Source organism: Siminovitchia fordii DSM 16014 = CIP 108821 (genome assembly GCF_000374565.1).
GTDB lineage: Bacteria > Bacillota > Bacilli > Bacillales > Bacillaceae_C > Siminovitchia > Siminovitchia fordii.
Genome location: NZ_KB894687.1, coordinates 160,183 through 180,542, shown reverse-complemented (window position 1 = coordinate 180,542; position 20,360 = coordinate 160,183). Strand labels below are relative to the sequence as shown.

Annotated in this window: 15 protein-coding genes; 4 read left to right on the top strand and 11 right to left on the bottom strand. The window is 41.3% G+C overall.

Translation table 11 applies throughout. The features are described 5' to 3' along the window. Positions 1–47 precede the first annotated feature (47 nt). Complete coding sequence (locus tag C509_RS26425) at positions 48–230, bottom strand: hypothetical protein (RefSeq protein WP_018706143.1); 183 nt, start codon at positions 228–230, stop codon at positions 48–50. Positions 231–897: 667 nt separating this feature from the next. Between C509_RS26425 and C509_RS0106655 the strand changes: the two genes are divergently transcribed. After that, a complete protein-coding gene (locus tag C509_RS0106655) occupies positions 898–1,086 on the top strand; it encodes a hypothetical protein (protein ID WP_018706142.1) in 189 nt (62 codons plus the stop codon). 213 nt (positions 1,087–1,299) lie between these two features. Further along, positions 1,300–4,416 carry a hybrid sensor histidine kinase/response regulator gene (locus tag C509_RS0106650; protein ID WP_018706141.1) on the top strand — a complete coding sequence of 1,039 codons (3,117 nt, stop codon included), beginning with the start codon at positions 1,300–1,302 and terminating at the stop codon, positions 4,414–4,416. 178 nt (positions 4,417–4,594) lie between these two features. Here C509_RS0106650 and C509_RS0106645 read toward each other — a convergent pair whose 3' ends face one another. The 6 genes from C509_RS0106645 to C509_RS0106620 form a co-directional block, all read right to left on the bottom strand. Then, positions 4,595–6,334, bottom strand: coding sequence for an AAA family ATPase (locus C509_RS0106645; protein WP_018706140.1), 1,740 nt, complete (start codon positions 6,332–6,334; stop codon positions 4,595–4,597). A 1,049-nt stretch (positions 6,335–7,383) separates the two neighbouring features. After that, positions 7,384–7,698, bottom strand: coding sequence for a DMT family transporter (locus tag C509_RS0106640; RefSeq protein WP_026319725.1), 315 nt, complete (start codon positions 7,696–7,698; stop codon positions 7,384–7,386). Then, positions 7,698–8,084, bottom strand: a complete 387-nt coding sequence (locus tag C509_RS0106635) for a DMT family transporter (RefSeq protein ID WP_051088667.1) — start codon at positions 8,082–8,084, stop codon at positions 7,698–7,700. The genes C509_RS0106640 and C509_RS0106635 overlap by 1 nt, the downstream gene beginning before the upstream one ends. A 27-nt stretch (positions 8,085–8,111) precedes the next feature. Next, a complete protein-coding gene (locus C509_RS0106630; protein WP_026319724.1) occupies positions 8,112–8,690 on the bottom strand; it encodes a TetR/AcrR family transcriptional regulator in 579 nt (192 codons plus the stop codon). Positions 8,691–8,849: 159 nt separating this feature from the next. After that, a complete protein-coding gene (gene mgsA, locus C509_RS0106625) occupies positions 8,850–9,257 on the bottom strand; it encodes a methylglyoxal synthase (RefSeq protein WP_018706136.1) in 408 nt (135 codons plus the stop codon). Positions 9,258–9,299: 42 nt separating this feature from the next. Then, positions 9,300–12,029: a hypothetical protein gene (locus C509_RS0106620; RefSeq protein WP_018706135.1), complete on the bottom strand. Its 2,730-nt coding sequence runs from the start codon at positions 12,027–12,029 to the stop codon at positions 9,300–9,302. Positions 12,030–12,601: 572 nt separating this feature from the next. On the opposite strand from C509_RS0106620, the gene C509_RS0106615 reads away from it, so the two are divergent. Both C509_RS0106615 and serA read left to right on the top strand, forming a co-directional pair. Continuing rightward, a complete protein-coding gene (locus tag C509_RS0106615; protein ID WP_018706134.1) occupies positions 12,602–13,759 on the top strand; it encodes a pyridoxal-phosphate-dependent aminotransferase family protein in 1,158 nt (385 codons plus the stop codon). Then, positions 13,752–15,365: a phosphoglycerate dehydrogenase gene (gene serA / locus C509_RS0106610; RefSeq protein WP_018706133.1), complete on the top strand. Its 1,614-nt coding sequence runs from the start codon at positions 13,752–13,754 to the stop codon at positions 15,363–15,365. Before C509_RS0106615 ends, serA begins: the two co-directional genes overlap by 8 nt. 140 nt (positions 15,366–15,505) lie before the next feature. Here the strand turns inward: serA and C509_RS0106605 are convergent, their stop codons facing one another. The 4 genes from C509_RS0106605 to C509_RS0106585 form a co-directional block, all read right to left on the bottom strand. Next, positions 15,506–16,648 carry an HAD family hydrolase gene (locus tag C509_RS0106605; protein ID WP_018706132.1) on the bottom strand — a complete coding sequence of 381 codons (1,143 nt, stop codon included), beginning with the start codon at positions 16,646–16,648 and terminating at the stop codon, positions 15,506–15,508. A gap of 371 nt (positions 16,649–17,019) precedes the next feature. Beyond that, a complete protein-coding gene (locus tag C509_RS0106595; protein WP_018706131.1) occupies positions 17,020–18,261 on the bottom strand; it encodes a M20 family metallo-hydrolase in 1,242 nt (413 codons plus the stop codon). 285 nt (positions 18,262–18,546) lie between these two features. Further along, positions 18,547–18,765, bottom strand: a complete 219-nt coding sequence (locus C509_RS0106590; protein WP_018706130.1) for a hypothetical protein — start codon at positions 18,763–18,765, stop codon at positions 18,547–18,549. A 75-nt stretch (positions 18,766–18,840) separates the two neighbouring features. Beyond that, positions 18,841–20,322, bottom strand: a complete 1,482-nt coding sequence (locus C509_RS0106585) for an NCS1 family transporter (RefSeq protein WP_018706129.1) — start codon at positions 20,320–20,322, stop codon at positions 18,841–18,843. Positions 20,323–20,360 lie beyond the last annotated feature (38 nt).

Here is a 20,360-nt window from a genome sequence, read left to right as displayed (position 1 = left end):
CGCGACCTTCGGAGACGTAAAGGATACGGAATAGCGTACAGTTACATCTAGAGCAACAATCCAATCCGATCAATTTGCTTAATAGATTCATATCCTGAAATATTTTGAGGTAGCTTGATATTAATATGATAGCTATGACTTTCTCCCTTTTGAATGTCTTTCGTCTCTTCCCCATCAACATCTTTAGAGATGATGGGTTGTTCGAAATCCTCTGTTCCCCCTGTTTCCACACTTGGACTGGCAAGGAAAACGAAGGAAGCATTCCGTTAAAAGTTACCAAAACACATGGAAGAAAATTATGTATTTTTTAAATATCATATTCGACTTTTTGGTAACCAAACCAGTAAGATTCACTTTTCCACCTCCATATTATTAATATTTGTTTAAATATTGCATTGAGCCAATTTATTTATCACCCCCCTTATTTAATATTCATAATTTTGCAAATTATAAGGAATCCATTTTAAATATCGAACTAATTATACAATCTATACAACAAATTCATACATTTTTTTCATAATAATTCAAAAAACAGTAATAAAATACTAGTTTTCGAAATAAACATCAGTTCTAAATAACTAAATTAATCGTTGATAATCCCTTTAAAATGAACAAAAAAATGATTGTATACAATTTTTTATATTATATTTCGACAAACTGTACAAAAACTGTACAATGTTCTGTATATAAAAAAGCAAAAAGTTTAACTATTCGACAAACTTATTTATAAACCTTCAAAAATCTTAGAAATTTTCACTTTGCACATACACATATACTACAAAAGGGCTACTCTTTTACTATAAGGTTAAAAATCCAGACTTTTTATTCAGATTTTGTATAGACGTTCCTGTTACGATTTGCACATATGTAAAATAAGTAAATGGAGGGGAATCTAAAATGGAAAGACCTCAAATAAACATTCGGATCTCAAAAGATTTAAAAGAAGAGTTTTATGCCTCCTGCGAAAAGGAAAATCTCCAACCGTCCGTTTTAATAAGAAGTTGGATTGAGGAGTTTGTGGAGGTCGATAAGGCTAAGAGTAAAGGACTTAATTCCAAATATTTTTTGCCAAGAAATATAATTTAACCCGTGACTTTTAGTAAAAATCCCTTTGCGGGGATTTTTTTGTCCAATGTACCATCATCACTTTTTGTGAACTATTATTATTCGGACCAATCTCTTCAATTGAAAAAACAATTGCTGCATTAGTTTAAGAATAAAACTTAGCCAAATCTTATTAAAGCTCAAAACAAATACCATCATGAAAGTGGGGGTTGGCAAAGCCCGCCAATAACTCTAATGAAAAAACAATATATATTTTTTATTTTAGGTATATTTTTAGTTTTTCTATCAAGCTCTCGGATTCTTTGGGCGGAAGCCTTCAGCGATCAAAAACAACTGTCAATAAAAAATGGGCAATTAGACTTGCGCGATTGGAATGCAGAAAAAGGTGAAGTCCTCTTACTAGATGGTGAATGGGAGTTTTACCCCTCACATCTGTTGATGGAAGACGGACTGAAGTCGAATATTGATTTAGACGCACCAGGGCTCATCCAGGTCCCTGAGAAATGGAACGAAGCATTAAATGCCAAAAAGCCAACACCATTTGGATATGGTTCTTATCGCCTGTTACTACATGTCAATCCAGAAAAGGATCTTAATTACAGTATTCGTTTGCCGAGTGTAAGAAGTTCTTCTGAAGTCTATGTCAATGGGCGCCTTTTGGCCAATTCAGGACAAGTAGCAAAAAGTGAAATAGGATACACCGCAAAAAATTTACCCTATTCCACCACGTTTACGGCGGATGAAAGCGGACTAATTGAAATAGTGGTTCAAGTTGCGAATTATGAGGATACGCGGGGCAGCGGCATCATCCGCTCAATTAAATTCGGCTCAGAAGAAGCTATTGCCAAGGAAATAAGATTTTCTTCCTCTATCCAGCTTTTGGCCATCATTATTTTTCTTATGCATTCTGTTTACGCACTCATTTTATTTTTTCTGGGAAGCAAGGACAAAAAGTTGCTCTATTTCTCTTTACTTTCTCTTTGTGTAGCATTGGGAAGTTTATTAAGTCATGATGAGAAGTTATTCCATCAATTATTTTACATAGGTTATGAGTGGGATTTTCGACTGGCAAATGTGGTAATTCCAATCGGGTGTTACGCATTGCTGCAGTGCACAGATCACCGCCAGCTACCGTATTGGTGTAGAATCTTTCCAATTTACTCTGTTTTGATCTTTTGCACTGCTGGAATTACAATGATGTTAACCCCACGACTAATTATTTCGATATTTCCTGTTTATTATCTGTTGGGTGGCATTACAATTGTGATCGTGTTGATTGCGATATTGAAAAAACTCATTACGGATATAAAAGACAATCTTTTGCTCCTCTTTTCTCTAGCCGCACTCAGTCATCATTTTACTTGGATGATTATATGGCGAGAAAGCGGGATCAGCGTTGTCCATTATCCGTTCGATCTATTGATTTCCATTGGATGCTTTGTATCCATTTGGTTCAAGGATTACTTTAAAATACATGCTGAAACAAAAGAGCTTGCAGCAACGTTACAAAGGATGAATGATCATAAGGATCAATTTTTAGCTAACACTTCCCACGAATTTAAAAATCCGCTCCATGGAATGTTGAATATGTCACAATCTATTTTGCATAGAGAACGGCATTCGTTGCAAGAACGAAGTGTGAAAGAACTTGAAACGATTTTATCCGTTGGTCGCAGGATGACACTGTTGTTGAATGATTTACTTGAAGTAAGAGGACTTCAGGAAGGCAATCCAAACCTGAAGAAAAATGTAATTAAGGTTCAGCCCATTGTTTCGGGAGTATTGGATATACTGCGACTTACAGCGGATGTCAAACCTTTGAAAATAGTAAATCAAATCCCTGATGATTTCCCTCCGATATTTGCTGATGAAAATAGGGTGGTCCAGATTTTTTTCAATCTGCTTCATAATGCAGTCAAATACACAAATGAAGGCCAAATTACCATAGATGCCTTTGTAAAGAAGGGTAGGGCCTTCTTCGTCATTACAGACACCGGGATCGGAATGGATAGCAACATGCTTAAACACATCTTCCATCCTTATGAGCAGGCAAATCCCAGAGATACGATGATCGAGGGTGGATTTGGATTAGGATTAAGTATAACTAAGCAATTAGTCGAACTCCATGGTGGGACATTAAAGGTGTCTTCTGTTAGAGGGGAAGGTTCCGAATTTACATTCTCCCTAAGTCTTGCAGATTCGAAGACTTTGAAAATGGACTTAGTCTCGGAGTTATTACCTGAAACTGAAGCGCTTTGTGAAAAAAATTTATTTGATATTGAAGAAGACGAAATGCCAACGGTCGTCGAACAAAGGCTTTTTAACGAAAGGACTTTTGACCGCCCAGCCATATTGATTGTTGATGATGATCCGGTCAATCTTCAAGTACTGGAGACAATATTGCCTTCTGAACTTTATGATGTCACTACAGCAATAAGCGGAATGGAAGCTCTGACTCTATTGGATACTCAAGAATGGGATTTGGTCATATCAGACATAATGATGCCCCAGATGTCCGGATATGAGTTGACTCGAATTATTCGAGAACGCTTTACACTCACAGAGCTGCCTATTTTATTGCTTACAGCAAGAAGTCAGCCAAAGGATATCCAAGCCGGATTTTTAGCCGGAGCGAACGACTACGTGACAAAACCGGTTGAAGTATTAGAATTAAGATCGCGGATTGAGGGGTTGACAACAATCAAAAAAGGTGTTCAGGAACAGTTGCAGTTAGAAGCGGCCTGGCTGCAAGCACAAATCCAGCCCCATTTTCTTTTCAATACATTAAATGCCGTGATTGCTTTGAGTGAAATTGACTTGGATAAAATGCGTGATTTGCTTGAGGAACTTAGTCACTTGTTAAGGTATAAATTCACATTCCAAAATATGGATGAATTGATTCCTATTGATGAAGAACTAAATATAGTACGCTCTTATCTATATATTGAACAAGTACGGTATGAAAACAGACTGCAAGTCGTTTGGGAAATTGATGAATGCAAAGAACTCAAAATCCCATTTCTTACAATCCAGCCCTTAGTTGAAAATGCTATCAGGCATGGCATTATGAAACGTATCCGCGGAGGGAAGATTTTCATTCGGGTCACTGTCCACGAATTATGTGCAGAGATATCTGTAGAAGATGATGGGGATGGAATGGATGAAGACACATTACAACGGATCAGGGAAAGAAAGGCAGGCAGTGAGTCCGGGGTCGGTCTGATTAATACCCACTTGCGATTAAAGCGACATTTTGGAACAGGACTCAACATCGAAAGTACACCTGGACATGGAACAAAGGTCTCTTTTATTGCGAAAAGCAAGGTCCCCAATATTTCTAAAGTTCAATAGAGCAATAAAATCATCAACCAAGAATACTTAAGCTTCCAACAGATTCATGTAGGAGGAAAGATTGCCTCGTTTCGGGAACACTGTTTTTCAATCTGAATCAATTTATAGTATCTCAACATTTTACAAAATAACATAAAGAAGCGGCTTCCTCCTAAACGGATAAAGCCGCTTTTATCATTTATAAGCTATAAACGGACTCCCTCGTTTTTTTGAGATCTGTTCCGGTCACAATCTCCTGAACTTCAGAGCCGTCCAGTGTTTCCTTATGCATCAACGCTTCGACAAGGTTGTCATACTCTGTTTGATGCGATTTGATAATGAGCTCAGTTTTTTCCAAAGCCTCATTGAAGAGTTCCTGCATTTTCGCTTCTTTCTCCTGTTTTTGGAACGTCAGAGTAAAACCATCTTGGAGCATGCCTGTATCGACCATTTGTTCCAATAGGTTTTTGGCCTGTTGGACATCACCGCTGACGCCGATGCTATGTTCTCCAAGGTAAAGGCGTTCAGCGACGCCTCCGGCGAGAATCATACTTACTTGGTCAAGCAATTCGCTTGTTGTGGAAAGATGTAGTTCCTTTTGAATAGGAGCCACATAGCCAAGTGCCTGACCACGCGGGATGATTGTCGCTTTCCTTACAGTGCCTGGTTTTGTGACCGCCTGAACGAGAGCATGTCCAGCTTCGTGAATCGCTACACGCCTTTTTGTCTCTGCATCGTTCAGAGACCGAGAGGTGCTGCCTAGAATCGTCCGGTCAATCGCATAATCAAGATCTTTTTTACTGATCTGTTCCCTTCCTTCACGGATAGCCCTTCTGCTTGCTGATTCAAATAACGAGCTGATTTCCGCTCCAGAAAAACCGGATGTGCTTTCAGCGAGTATGCCCAAGGAAGCAGCGACATCCTGTGCCAGATTCTTGCCTCTTGTGTGAATATCAATAATTTCCTTTCTGCCTTTTGTATCAGGCAACGGAACATTAAAAGTAAAGTCGATTCTCCCTGGACGCAGGAACGCATCATCCAGCATATCTTTCCGGTTGGTGGCTGCAATAAACAGAATACCTTCATTATCATGTCCACCGTCTAGCTGTACTAGCAATTCCGTCAGTGTTTTTTCTGTTTCTTCTCCGCCGTGGGTTTTACGCTTGCCGGCAAGTGCGTCAACCTCATCTATAAAAATGACAGACGGCTTTTGCTTCCGGGCGTTATCGAATAAGGAACGGACACGTGAAGCTCCAACCCCAACAAAAAGCTCAGTAAAAGCAGAACCTGAAGAAGAAAAGAAAGAAGCTCCAATTTCACGGGCAATCGCCTGCGCCAACAATGTTTTACCTGTTCCAGGAGGCCCGTATAATAAAATTCCTTTCGGAGCCTCAATACCTACTTTCGCAGATCTGTCGGGGTCTTTTATTATTTCCAATGTCTGAAGGATTTCCTCTTTCATTTCTTCAGGCAATCCTCCTACATCATCAAGGGTGATGGAAGGAAGCGGCGTTTCTTTTGAAGTGCTGTTCTTCATTGCTGTCACGCCAATTTTTCCTTTTTTATGCAAAACGAACGCTGCTCCTGCCATGAGAAGAATCAGGCCCCCGACGACCCAATTTCCTGCTTGGCTGCCATTCGAATATTTATAGCTGATATGGTAAGTTTCTATCAATTTATCGACCATTTGGCTGTTTGGTCTTACATGGGAAATGAACTTACCATCCTGAGTCTTGAGATACAACGTCCCGTCGGACGTTTCCTTCAGTGAAACCAATTCGCCATTTTGAGCCTTGATCGTGGCTTCCATCTGAGAGAATGGAATGACGGTTCCTTTATCCATTGTTTGAACCACCCACACGATGCATGCTACGATGACAATGAGACCGATGGCTAGAGGAACAATCTTCGTTGTGAATTTGGAATTTGATTTCACCATTCCAGCTCCCTTAATTTATATAAATCTATTACATAGTATATCACCTGACAGTTAAATAGGCTATAAGTCACATTATGCCAGAAATGTGACAATAAGAAATGCGAAAGCGCTCGTATAGCGACGTACAGACTGGACGACTCCTGACGAGATAAAGGAAACACACGAAGCGAAGCGGAGTGATGTTGACTTATCGTAGGAAGGAGGAGGAAGTCTGATAGTCGCTGAGCGCTGGAGCTGGACAGCAAGAAATGCGAAAGCGCCTGTACATCGACGTATGTGCTGGACTGAAACGAGTGAGATAAAGGAGAGCCGAAAGATGTTAGTCTTTCGTTCTCGACTTATCGTAAACGAGTTGAAGGAAGCACACTAGTCGATAGGCGCTGGAGCTGGACAACAAGAAATGCGAAAGCGCCTGTACATCGACGTATGTGCTGGACTGAAACGAGTGAGATAAAGGAGAGCCGAAAGATGTTAGTCTTTCGTTCTCGACTTATCGTAAACGAGTTGAAGGAAGCACACTAGTCGATAGGCGCTGGAGCTGGACAATAAGAAATGCGGAGGGCGACGTACAAACTGAGTCGAAATGCGAAAACGCCTTGCTCAGCCCCGACAAGCATAAGACGAGCGCTGAAGAAGGAGTCCTTTGCCTTCAGCAGCGATTGGCTTATGACCTCGAGGGGCTAGGCGTTGTAGCCAGACAGAGCGGCTTCGACGAGATAAAGGAAACACGCGGAACGCAGTGGAGCGATGTTGACTTATCGTAGGAGAAGTCAGCGAAGTCTGCTAGTCGCTGGAGCCCGGAGCTGGACAATAAGAAATGCGAAAGCGCCTGTCCATCGACGTATGTGCTGGACTGAAACGAGTGAGATAAAGGAGAGCCGAAGATGTTAGTCTTTCGTTCTCGACTTATCGTAAACGAGTTGAAGGAAGCACACTAGTCGATAGGCGCTGGAGCTGGACAATAAGAAATCCTGAAGCGGTCGTTTAGGAAGAAAAAGGCTCGGCAATTAAAATAAAACAAAGCCCTGAAGTCTCCTTCAGAGCTTTGTTTATGAAACTGCTTTAAGTCCCGTAACTCCTAAAACGATCAAAAACACACTTACAATCCGAGCTAGGCTTTTTGATTCTCCAAAAAGCAACATATTAACTAATACGGCACCAGCCGTTCCCACCCCGATCCATACGGAGTACGCAATGGTCAATTGCAAATAATTGAGTGATTCATATAGAAAAACAAAGGAGGCAGCAAATCCGCCGAGATAAATCGCTCCATTTTTGATTGTTTTCTTTTCACTGAACATTTTCAATCCGACTACTCCAGTTATTTCACTGACCGATGCCAAAAATACGAATATCCATCCCATCATTCTACAGCCTTTCTTTTTTGTTCATCTCTAAGATCCGCAATGTTTAAACTGATGACTCCGACAACTACAATAAAAATAAATAAAATTTTTCCCGCGTTCAGGCTTCCTCCAAGTAGGAATACATCCATTAATGCTGTGCCAACCGTCCCTATTCCTGCAAAAACAGCATACACTGTCCCGGTCGGAAGTCCTTCGCAGGCTTTGTATAAAAATTGGAAGTCCACGATGATCAATCCTACAACAATCAGCCAATGCCACCAACTTGACGCATGATTGAAACCGTAAATCCAAAACAGCTCAAACAAACTTGTTAATCCAACATACAACCATGACTTATTCACAAATAACACTCTCCATATAATTTCTGACTGAATATCAGTCATTTTTCCAAAAAGAAATGCGCTGGCAAACTATTTTTGAATGCCCAGTGCATGCTCCAAAAACATGATCAGTTCCAATTTCTGCATTTTCTCTTCTTCATTACTCACTGCATCATACAGATATATCTGCTCTGCCACAGCCTCTATGAATGCAATCATTAATTTGGAGGCCCGCTCCGGCTGCACAGAATTCCTTATTTCCCCTTTTAATTTGGCATTAGATAAAAATCCGCTCATCCAAGAATAGAAAGCATCATAAATCGTTTCCCATTTTTTTAAATTATCATCTGTCGACAGACCCGCATAGATCAATGCCAAAACTTCCCGATATTCTTTCGTAAATCTAAATATGGCATTCACAATCTGGGTTAGCTGAACTGAGATCGAAGCATTTTCATCGACCTCATTATTAACTTCAATCATTATCTTTTTTACCATCACTTCAGCAATCGCCGGCATTACTGAAAGTTTTGAAGGGAAGTATAAATAAAAAGTTCCCTGCGCGATTCCAGCCAACTTAACGATATCAGAAACCTTTGTTTTTTCTATGCCCTTTTCTTTAAAAACCTGAATCGCAGCTTCAATTATTTTTTCTTCCTTATTATTAATATCGACCATCCTCCTGCTATGACTGACTATCAGTCATTTTATCAAAAGCTATATTATTTGTCCAGCTAACTTTCTTAAGCTTAACAACTGATGTCTTCCTAAAATCATTATATATACCAAAAAACGGCAAGCCCACTCAAGCCTGCCGTTTTTTGACACTTAATGCAATTCACTGTGAATGATCGATCTCCATTCCAAATCCCCTCGTTCCAATCCCCGAATTAACAATTCGGCCGTACCCATGTTCGTTGCAAGCGGGACACCGTACACATCGCTCAGCCTCATCAGCGCTGATACATCCGGCTCATGCGGCTGAGCAGTCAGAGGATCCCGGAGAAAAATGATCATGTCTACTTGATTTTGGGCGACAAGTGCACCTATCTGTTGGTCGCCCCCAAGTGGCCCGGATTCAAACCGCTGTATTTCCAAGCCTGTCGCTTCCTGGATCCTTGCTCCAGTCGTTCCGGTTGCATACAACCTGTGATCCTTCAAAATATGGCGATAGGCCATAGCGAATTGGACCATGCTATCTTTTTTCTTATCATGAGCAATCAAGGCAACATTCACAGATTTCCCTCTTTCTTCGTTTAATTTGAAGACCGCCTGCCACTAGTATACGTGTTTCCTGCTTTTTTCCTGGAATTCAAGCCATTCCAATTGGCGCAGGCGTACATCGAACAGTTTGATCGGATCACGGAAAGTTTCCGGATGTGATTTCATTTCAGTGAGCGCCGCTTTATTTTTATCAACTTGTTCCTGATAAGAGGCAGCGGATTTTTTCAAAGCTGTGAATGGCTCTCTGAAAAACAGGGAAATATCTCGCGGGATGGCTTTTTCAAGAAGTTCAAATTGCCGAAAAAACTTATTTGCGATTGATTCTGCCGTTTCACTATAATTTTCATTTTCAATAAAGTTCTTATATCTATTATACATCATTGAATTATTGGCAGGAATGACACCGAATATCTTTCCTGCACTTTTCAACAGCATCTGTGCAGGGGTCCTCTTCAGCAAAATATTTTCCTTGTCAATTTGGATAGCTCCCGTCATCCTGTCAGCATCCCTCTGCCAATCTGCCAAAATTTGAAAATCGCATTCCAGGCGGATACGCTCTTCTCCCATCAGTTCATTGAAGCTTTCATTCCATTCAACTAACAATTTCTGTACCTCATTCAGCTCACCTTCTGAAAAGCTGATCCAATCCTGCAAGGAATTAATATATCTGGGATGGACGGTATATTGCAAATACTCGTCAATCCTCTTATTCATCTCATCATTCAGTTCATGGTGGATATTGCCAAAATCACTATCCTCACGAAGAATATCTGCGGACTCCTTAATCAACTTCGGAATCGTTTTTATCAGATCCGATCTGATCTCGTCTCTTAGTGACCGGTAAGCATTCTGGATTGCTTTTATCTTTTCCTCTTCCAAATCGTATAACTGGTGGACGGCTCCCTGGAGTCTTGCAAGCAGATTTTCATCAAACTGGATAGATCGATTTAAATCTTCCTCCACTTTCACTTGCTGCTGCAATAAATGCTTGATTGTTTCCCGGATGAAAAACAACATGTTTCCAGTTCGAAGGCGTTCATTGCTTTCACCATCTTGATACTGAGGTATAAATCGGGAAAATGCCTCTTGATGGTCACCTTCCCCATCCGTAGAGTAGGTGAATAATTCAGCATTTGGAAAATAATTCTTAATCCTTTTTTCGATTTCATATACCCCATCTGCGCTCAGCAGCTCACTTTTCTTCAAAACGAAATGAATGGGGCAAAGAGGAACCTTCTCCGTTATATCCAATAAAAATTCACATTCCTCCGTAGAGAATGGTTCTTTATTATTTAGGACAAACAATAGTCTATCACTCATCCGTAAATATTCCAGAAAATGGCTGTTACTTTTGTTTACTCCATCCATTTCCGGATAATCAATCATTGTCATATTATGAGCATGTAATAAAGTATTGGGTTCTGAATAGACAAGCAGTGTATCTGGCCGGTTCTCCGCCTCAATGATATCCTTGCTTGTTGTAACAACAGACACTCCTTCATCACTTACGAGCTGAAATTCAGTCTCTTGGCCATCCTTGAATAAAACAGGGAGGGAGACATCAATGCAGCTGCTGTCCGAATGCTTCAGCATTTCATGGATAAAAGAAGATTTTTCACTTGTGGACATGCTGGCAACCATAACCCGGTGTGAATTTAAGTCCTCAAGCTGTTCCAAGATCCATTCAAACCTTTTGTGAAGATTCAAGCCCCGTTCATCCGCCCAATTTTGAATGGCGTGGGCCAGCTCCATTATTTTTTCCATAAGCATGCCTTGGTTAACTGATTCGGTAAGGCTTTCTTCCGCTGATCGGACAACATCCTCGTTTATTTGTGAATAAAAAGTATCGTTCCATGCCAAAACACCGGCTGATGCCAATGGAGCTGTTTTGTTATCCGCGATTTTCAACCATGCGGCCAAGAGGTTCGGCATGATTTCCGCTAAGTCTGCCAAATAATATTTGCCCGCAAGCATTTGCATAAATGTATTATTCATAAGTCCAGGCAATGACTGCCATCTGTACGTATGCGGCAAATCAGAATCCTGTAAAATAATGGTTGCTTCCGTAATCCATGATAAATAATCTTCTCGTTGTTCATGGTTTTTCCAAAGGGCAGCCATCAAATCCTCAAATATGGCAAGATCCACTTTTTGAGCTAAATATAAAATTGGTACAAAGTGGGATGCCCCATGGGATTGTGTATGTCCATTTTCTATAAAAGAATGAAGCTTTTGAAACCATTCAGGAGATTTTGTTCGTGCCGCTTCGTTAACAGCAAGGTCCACTGCACTATTCCAATCCTCACGATCTACAAAAAAGGCACACGCCAGCTCCGTCACATTCTGGTAATCGGGATGAATCGCTACAGCGTTTTTAATCATTTGGTCAGCTTCTTCATATTTACGCTGCTCCAAATATAGTGTAAACAACTGTAAAGCCACTTCCGTATTGAGAATGAGAGATTCTGTTGTAATCGACTTGTAAATATCCTCAGCTGTACTTAAAAACCCAAGCTCAAAGTACGCATCAGCGATATTCTTTTTTGCCCATGGTTCTAGCTCATTATGTATGTTTTCCCATTTAAAAATGGCAGCCTCATAATCGCAGTTATGAAAATACACTTCACCTTGGGCAAATCGGATATAGGAAAGGTCGGCCATATCCTTTTTTTGCTCTGCTAAATACAGCCCTCCCAACTGGCGAATGGGATGATCGTCCAAGTCCCCTTGCAAGAACTTTTCCTCGTGATACATTTTCTTTACCAAGCATTCTTCCAATTTCATTGCCTTCACCCGCCCGTCTGTTTAGATTATCGCTTTTAACCATATTACTATATTTTTATGAGAGATTCCCGTATGAATCACTTTTTGTTGTCAACACTTTTTGTAAACGGATACAGATATTTTTAACATTTTTAACTTACTTTCTTAACTTTCCCCCTTTTTATTGACACTCTGTTGTGCTAAAATGTTTCCTATAATTGAATCACTCATATGTAATGACGGAGAAGGCTTGAAGTGAAATCTTGAGAGAGTCGGTGGTTGGTGGAAACCGATGTTTTTACCTCAAACAGCCCAGCACTCCGGAACTGGCGTCTGCGCCCGGCACTTTGCCGTTATCTTCTCGAGACTGCTTTTAAGAAATGATCAACTGCAAGGCCACAAGCCAATTCCTTTGTGGTTGATGAACCGACACCTCGGGAATCGTCTTGTTTGCTGCGTTAAGCAAGACGCTTTCGTTTTCTTATGGCAGTGAACGAGGGTGGCACCACGGATAATACGTCCCTCATAACAAGGCATCTATGTCTGTTATGAGGGGTTTTTCATTTAATTCATTTTGAAAGGATGAACTATCAGTGTTTTTAGACAAAGAGTATCTGTTTACACCAGGACCGACTCCAATTCCCGATCGGGTGAATGTTGCGATGAGCAAGCCGATGATCGGCCACCGAAGCGCAGCATTCCCAGTCCTTCTGGAAGATGTATCCACAAGACTACAACCGGTTTTCGGATCGGACAATCCAGTTTGCATCATCTCAGGAAGTGGAACAGGAGCTTTGGAAGCTGCCGCAGTGAATACAATCGAGCCAGGCGATAATGTTGTCGTCATCGTCGGAGGTGCTTTTGGTGACCGCTTTGCAAAAATATGCGAAGCTCATGGAGCCAATGTTCACAGACTCGAAGTGGAATGGGGCAAAGCATGCCAGCCAGAACAACTCGAGAATTTTATCAAGTCTTCCGATAAAAATTTCAAAGCAGTTTTTGCTACATACTGCGAAACTTCTACAGCTGTAATTCATCCGATTAAAGAACTCGGCGAAGTGACGAAGCGTGTATCTGATGCACTTTTCATCGTCGATGGTGTTAGCTGTATCGGAGGAGTTCCTGCTGATATGGCAGCTTGGAATATCGATATTTTGGTTTCAGGTTCACAAAAAGCATTGATGCTTCCGCCAGGGCTCGCTTTCGTTGCTGTCAATAATCATGCAAAAGATGTAATCAAAAGCAACAAATCCAACCGCTTTTTCTTTGACTTGAACCGTTATTTTGATGCATATGACCAAAAGAGATCCACTCCGTTCACTCCAGCGGTCTCTCTTATTTATGGAGCCCAGGAAGTTTGCCAGATGATCGAAGAAGAAGGAATGGACAATGTTATCAAACGTCATGAGCTACTAAAAACGATGACGCGCGAAGGGGTCAAAGCATTGGACATCCCGCTTTTGACATCGGATGAAGTCGCTTCTCCAACTGTCACAGCTGTAAAACCGGAAAATGGAAAAGCGAATGAGATGAAGAAAATGATGCTTAATCAATATAGAATTTCACTTGCCGGCGGCCAGCAAAAATTATCCGGTGAAATTTTCCGGATTGGGCACATGGGATACTGCACACCATTTGATGTGTTAACTGTATTAAGTGCACTTGAAATGACCGTGAAGACAATCGAAGGCAGAGACGTACTCGGCCTTGCTACTAAGAGAGCACAGGAGGTTTGGGCTGAACATGTATAATGTATTAGTAACAGATTCAATCAGTGATACCGGATTAAAGGCACTATATGATCATCCGAATTTTAACGTGGAAAAAAAATCAGGATTATCACCTGAAGAGTTGAAAGTAATCATCAAAGATTACGATGCGTTGATTGTAAGAAGCCAGACTCAAGTCACAGAAGACCTTCTTGTTTCGGCAGAAAAGCTTCGAGTAGTCGCCCGTGCCGGCGTCGGCGTGGACAATATCGATGTAGCTGCTGCAACTAAAAAAGGGATCCTTGTCATCAACGCACCTGGAGCCAATACAATTGCCGCTGCTGAACATACAATGGCCATGATGCTTTCTTTGGCTAGGAGAATTCCACATGCACACATGTCCACCTCAGCCGGAAACTGGGACCGCAATGCGTTCAAAGGCGTTGAATTATATGAAAAAACCCTCGGCATTGTGGGAATGGGTAAAATTGGTGCGGAAGTTTCAAAAAGAGCGAAAAAATTCGGTATGAAGATTTTAGGCTTTGACCCTTATTTGACGGAAGAACGTGCAAATCAAATGGGGATTACGAAAGCAACTCTGGATGAAATCGCGGAGTCTGCTGACTTCATTACCGTCCACACGCCGCTTACAAAGGATACAAAAGGCCTGATCAATGACGATTATTTGGCCAAAACGAAAAAAGGCGTACGGCTCATCAACTGTGCACGCGGAGGCATTATCGACGAGGCCGCTTTGGTGCGCGGCTTGAACTCCGGACAAGTAGCTGGTGCTGCCATCGATGTTTTCGAAACGGAACCAGCTTCAAACCAAGAGCTTCTCAGCCATCCAAATGCCATCGTCACACCGCACTTGGGAGCATCAACAGTAGAAGCCCAGGAAAAAGTTGCTCAGGAAGTCAGTGAAGAAATCATCGATATTTTCGAAACTGAGTCCATTCGCCATGCAATCAATATGCCGCAGGTATCTGGCGAAACCCAGAAGAAACTTCAACCTTTTATCGATCTGAGTGAGCAAATCGGAATCCTTTCCATTCAATTATTGAAGTATGCACCTGATAAAATTGAGATCAACTATTACGGCGATCTTGCAAAAGAAGATAATGACCTGCTGACTAGAACAATCATCAAGGGTATTTTGTCACACCATCTGAGCGACTCTGTCAATATGGTCAATGCCCTTCATTTGCTGAATGACCAAGGCGTTTCCTTCAACGTCATTAAAAGCCCGGCAAGCAAAGGGTTCGCTAGCTATATGGAACTTACTCTATATAACGGAAACGACAAAGCCATCGTCGGGGGGACCATCCTCAACGGTTACGGTGCGCGAATCGTTAAAATGAATGAGTATAGAGTAGACGTCCGCCCTGAGCGCTATATGTTGTATATCGAACACCATGATGTACCGGGAATGATCGGAAGTGTCGGATCCATTCTTGGCAATCACCATATTAACATCGGAACGATGCAGGTAGGAAGAGCCGAAGCAGGCGGAGATGCCATCATGGTCCTTACACTTGATAAAAAAGTCGACGAGGAAGTAGCCAAAGAATTGGTGGAAATGGATGGTTTAAAGGCTGTTCAGTTCTTGGAACTTCCAAACGGAAATGTACCTGTATATAATTCATAGTCTCTGAATTACACCATTTATACTCGTACAATCACCGATTGATTTCATGCAATGAGCACTACTATGAGACAGCATTCCGTACAAATGTACAAAGAGATCCTGTTCAAGTAAATGAACAGGATCTCTTTTATTTATGGATGCTACTTTATTAAGGAAAGGACGACATCCTTTACATCCAGGACTCCGTCTAAAATGTAGTCTGCATTATGCTCTTCAAACTGAGTACGGGCACCCTGGCCTGATAGCCCTGTAAGTACTGCTGCAAACAGGCAGCCCATTTCCCTTGCGGCTAACAAATCTGCCAGGGAGTCTCCGACTATAAGCGTCTCTTTTCCATTTTCAAGTGGTAATTTTTCTGCCAAGCACTCCTCGTCTGTCTTTGTCTTGCCGGATAGAGCCTTGATATAGGTAAACGGGTGTGGCTTTGAAAGGGGAGGTCCTTCAGGATGTGCACGCTCCGCCCTTAATACGTCATCAGCTGTAACGATATAATTTTCATCAAAAAGTTTAATCCAATCCAGTGCTTTGAAAGGTTCAATCGTTTCAAGTTCAGGACGTCCCGTTCCAATTCCAACTCTGACACCATTGTTTGTCAGCGTATCAAAAAGCCGGGCAATCTTTTCTTTATCCGCCAGCACTTTTTCATCGGACATGAACCCGGATTTTCCAGTTTGGACCGACGGCCTCCCAGTGGACTTAAGTACATGTTCATCCCCTACATACCATTCCTGGGAAACGTGCTCACACGTTGACCAAAGCTGATCCATCTTCCCAAACATCTTTGTCTCGACACCGAACTTCTCTTTTGAAAGGTGGTCGAGATGATCCATCAACCCTTGCTTTGTCGGCTTAGCGTTTTGAAAGTCATCAAGGAATTTCGGAAAATCAAATACCAATTCCCTTCCCGCCAACGCTTCACCTATTTCCAATAAAACCTCGCGGTCGATTTCATTCGTTAACCACTTTGCGATCCTTTCCTTTAACTCATCCCCCACTTGTTCCAAGAGATGAAGGAGCTGATAAGCGGTTGTTAAATAGATCATATCCCAGTTGGCATTCAGCCCGCCTGCTTTTAAAAACTTCAATACCCGATCATCTACAAAGATTTCTCTCCGTATTTGTTCAATTTCAGCATCAGTCAGTTTTGTTTTAAATTTTTCAGAATCAAGCCCCAAATAATTTGGACTGACCAAAACTTCCCAGACAGCAAGTGACGACATATCAAAATAGCGCTCCTCGCTTAATAAAACACCATCCACATCAAATAAAACCGTCTTTAACATGAATATCTCCTTTTCCTGGCTGCTTTTTTACATTAGTGTAACACAGGAAACGGGTTATTTCTTCTTGTACCAAGAATTTTCATATTGTTTACAATTTAAATCGGCTTGCTGAATAGCACAACCGCCCTCTTGAAAAACACATTCAAAGGGGATAGGTGTAGTATTTTTCGACATCCGAACTCTGAAGCTTTCTGTTTGCATGTCTCGGGGTCCATAAAAAATAATTTCCTTTATCTCTAAAGTCTGATCAACGCAACATACATATCTATCAGTTAAATGTTTCAATCGAAACCATAAAACTAGGTTCATCAATTCCATTAATGAAAATGAATGATTGAGGCATCCGTTTGGATTTACATCTGCTTCCTTTATCACAACTTATCCGTTGTTAAATCTAAAACTGTCTGTAAAATAACATTCACTCCATTTTCACAATCTTCCCACGTTGTCAACTCATCTTCGTCATGACTTTTCCCGTTGATACTGGGGACAAAGACCATTGCCGTCGGGATATACGTTGCAATAAACTGTGCATCATGCCCCGCTCCACTAACCATACGCTTAAAGGAATATCCAAGACTTCTTGCCGATTTTTCCAGTGTATTCACGATTTCTTCATTAAACCATACCGTATGACGATCCCATAATTTGGTGGTTGTTACATTACATTTTTCTTTTCCGGATGAATTCGGCAGTCCTTGAATGATTTCTTCCACCTGCCGTATTATTTTTCCATCTTGATGCCTGGCCTCTATTGTGAACACAACCTTATTTGGTATTACAGTATGGATATTTGGACTGACCGTCATCCTTCCAACCGTGTATACGAGTTGATCATCTAACCTATTCATTTTCTGGCGTATTTCCGAAATCAATTGATTAGCAGCAAACAAAGCATCTTTTCTCATTGACATTGGTGTAGTACCTGCATGGTCAGATTCTCCAGTGACTTCTATTTCAAAACACACCATGCCGACAACACACTCAACTATACCAATCTGAATGTCCTCACTTTCCAAAACAGGTCCCTGTTCAATATGTAATTCCAAAAAAGCAGCTGCTTCTTTTAAACGATTCTCTTTTTTTCCTTCATAGCCGCTTTTTTTGAGTGCTTCTGCAAATGTGATTCCATCCACATCTGTTGATTTCAGCATGGCTGCTTTATCAAAACGTCCGGAAAGAACACCTGAAGCCATCAACGAAGGTTCAAACCGCGCACCTTCTTCATTCGTAATATTAGCAACAATGATAGGTATCTCAGGCTTGATGCCGTTTTCAACCATCGTCCTGACAACTTCAAGTCCAGTCAACACACCAAGCGTACCATCAAACCGTCCGCCTTTTTTCACCGAATCCAAATGGGATCCGATAACCACCGGAGGCTGATCATTATCAATTCCTGGCAATTTTGCATACATATTTCCCATATCGTCCCACACAACCGACATGCCTAGCTGTTCACATAAGCTTTGAAAATGTCTTCTTGCTTTAACATCAACATCGGATAATGCCAAACGGGTAACCCCATTTTTTTCAGTCCTGCCGAAATCAGCGAATTCTTCTATTGTATCCTTTAGTCTTTCCCCATTGATAAGCACTTTTTGTTTTTCCATTATTAAGCCACCTCCAAAAGATTCTCCCAATTAAGGCATGTATAATACTATTTTTTATCACCATCAAGAAAATCCGAAAGGCCTCTTCCATGTTCCCGAGTTTTACCGTAGAGGCCAACTTTTATAAATAACCGATTGATTCAGTCGGTTTTGTACCACTTCTTCCATCGTTATGTTTAGGCTTCCTAGTTTTTGCGTGGTTGCTCCCTTAAGCTACTCTGACGTCCACTGTTTAGCATGGTTAAGCCTTATGGGCAGTCCCCATGCCGGCGATCTTTTATCCTCTCAAACCTTTTCTCGCTGTTTAAGATATAGTGTTGTGAAATACTTCCGGCTGTCCGGATTTTTTAACAATATAGTTACCCTATCTGAGGGCATCTCTATTTTTTCAAACTCTAGAATATCCCCATCTAACGTGCCCCGTGTACCGGTAATTGTATAGCCTCTGCTCAATAAATCATCTATTTTCAATTTTTCCTCCAGAAAAGCATCATAGTTTGACAATATTACTCCCCCCATTTAAGAAAGTTTTCTATATCAGATTATACCGGGCCTCTCAACCATGATTTTGAAAAAGGGCTACCCCACCACTTCTTTCTGACTATCTTCATCATCTTCATCATCTTCATCAATATTCCAATCGCGACCAACTGTAATTCCAAGATATTTTTCGTCACTAGGGTCTTCTATTTCTGCTTGCGGAAACTTTTTAAAATACCAATATTTGGTTAGTATATAATACACAACTCCAGCCACAACCAAGCCTACGACAAAAGAAAAATCCATAAAGCGTATAGCTATGATGCCGCCTATTCCCCAAGCAATGAAACCTGCAACGTTTACCCCGCCATGAAACTTATATTGCCCATTATTTCGGTAGAGATCTTTCACATTAACCCTTCTTTTTCTCAAAAGATAGTAATCTACGATAAGTATCCCGCTTATTGCCGATAGAATGGCACCTATGAATAATAGGGCTTGTGTCAATATTTCATACACACTCCATGGCTGAATAACTGTACCAACAATACCGACAATAAACACCGCAATCACGTTCGACACTTTGGGGCCCAGCACGTTCGAAAAAACTGCAGCAGCGGGGACAATATTAGCAGCAGTATTGGTTGACCATTGTGTCAATACAATCATTAAGAGAAGCATGGACAACATCCAGCCTGAAGCCGTCTCCTGCAGAGCAGTAACCGGATTGGAAGTACCAGCTACCATTAGGGCTGCAGCACCAATCATGATCATAAATGTTTGGGTCAAAGGAAGGGCAATTAAACTCCCAATCAAATTTGTTCTATTTCGCTTAAACCAATTCCTTTCATTCCTCGGTGCTTTAAAGAAACGTGATATTGTCGGGATATCGCAACCGAGTGTTGCCCAAAATCCCATATTTGCAAAAATGACGATAATGAAGGCTGTAAATGCAGCTCCTCCTGTAACCGGACTCTCGGCCCAAGCCCATACACTTTTCCCTTTTTCAGTGATATCTGCTGTCAAGGTGTTATAAATGATTAAAGATAAGATAATGATAATGGGGGCAGCCAGGTCTGCAAATCGCTCTACCCATTTAATTCCTGAAGCAGTATTAATCAACTGCACAAGCGCAAAGATAAAATAACACAGCAGCCAGTTATCGAATCCGGGATTAATTGTATGGATGATAGAGTTGATAGCGGTTGAACCGAAATACGTATTTAAACCAAACCAAAATGATGCTGTAACTGCTCTGGTAATTGAGGGGATATGGGTACCAATTGTACCAAACGGCGCCCTCATGTAGACTGGAAAAGACAAGCCATGTTCAACCCCGATATCACCGACGACGGAAATGAAAATACCAATCGCAATACAGCCTATTAAAGTAGCCAGTACTACCCACGGCAAGGAAATACTCCGTACTCCTGAAGCTCCAATATCAAATGTTGCCAAAAGTATAGCCATCCCAACCCACATGGCAAAAAAGCCCCTGATCCCTATCTTCCGCTCATCATAACTTATTGGAAGTAAATCCGGCGACTTTAGATACGAGGTGTTTTTATTCGTCTTTCCCATTGTCCATCCCCTCTTTTTGATATGAGAAAGCTGCTTCA

What these genes read in the sequence shown, in the direction of transcription:
- C509_RS0106655 (WP_018706142.1), top strand. Translation starts at nt 898, where the DNA reads ATGGAAAGACCTCAAATAAACATTCGGATCTCAAAAGATTTAAAAGAA.
- C509_RS0106650 (WP_018706141.1), top strand. Translation starts at nt 1,300, where the DNA reads ATGAAAAAACAATATATATTTTTTATTTTAGGTATATTTTTAGTTTTT.
- C509_RS0106645 (WP_018706140.1), bottom strand. Translation starts at nt 6,334, where the DNA reads ATGGTGAAATCAAATTCCAAATTCACAACGAAGATTGTTCCTCTAGCC.
- C509_RS0106640 (WP_026319725.1), bottom strand. Translation starts at nt 7,698, where the DNA reads ATGGGATGGATATTCGTATTTTTGGCATCGGTCAGTGAAATAACTGGA.
- C509_RS0106635 (WP_051088667.1), bottom strand. Translation starts at nt 8,084, where the DNA reads ATGACTGATATTCAGTCAGAAATTATATGGAGAGTGTTATTTGTGAAT.
- C509_RS0106620 (WP_018706135.1), bottom strand. Translation starts at nt 12,029, where the DNA reads ATGAAATTGGAAGAATGCTTGGTAAAGAAAATGTATCACGAGGAAAAG.
- serA (WP_018706133.1), top strand. Translation starts at nt 13,752, where the DNA reads ATGTATAATGTATTAGTAACAGATTCAATCAGTGATACCGGATTAAAG.
- C509_RS0106605 (WP_018706132.1), bottom strand. Translation starts at nt 16,648, where the DNA reads ATGTTAAAGACGGTTTTATTTGATGTGGATGGTGTTTTATTAAGCGAG.
- C509_RS0106595 (WP_018706131.1), bottom strand. Translation starts at nt 18,261, where the DNA reads ATGGAAAAACAAAAAGTGCTTATCAATGGGGAAAGACTAAAGGATACA.
- C509_RS0106585 (WP_018706129.1), bottom strand. Translation starts at nt 20,322, where the DNA reads ATGGGAAAGACGAATAAAAACACCTCGTATCTAAAGTCGCCGGATTTA.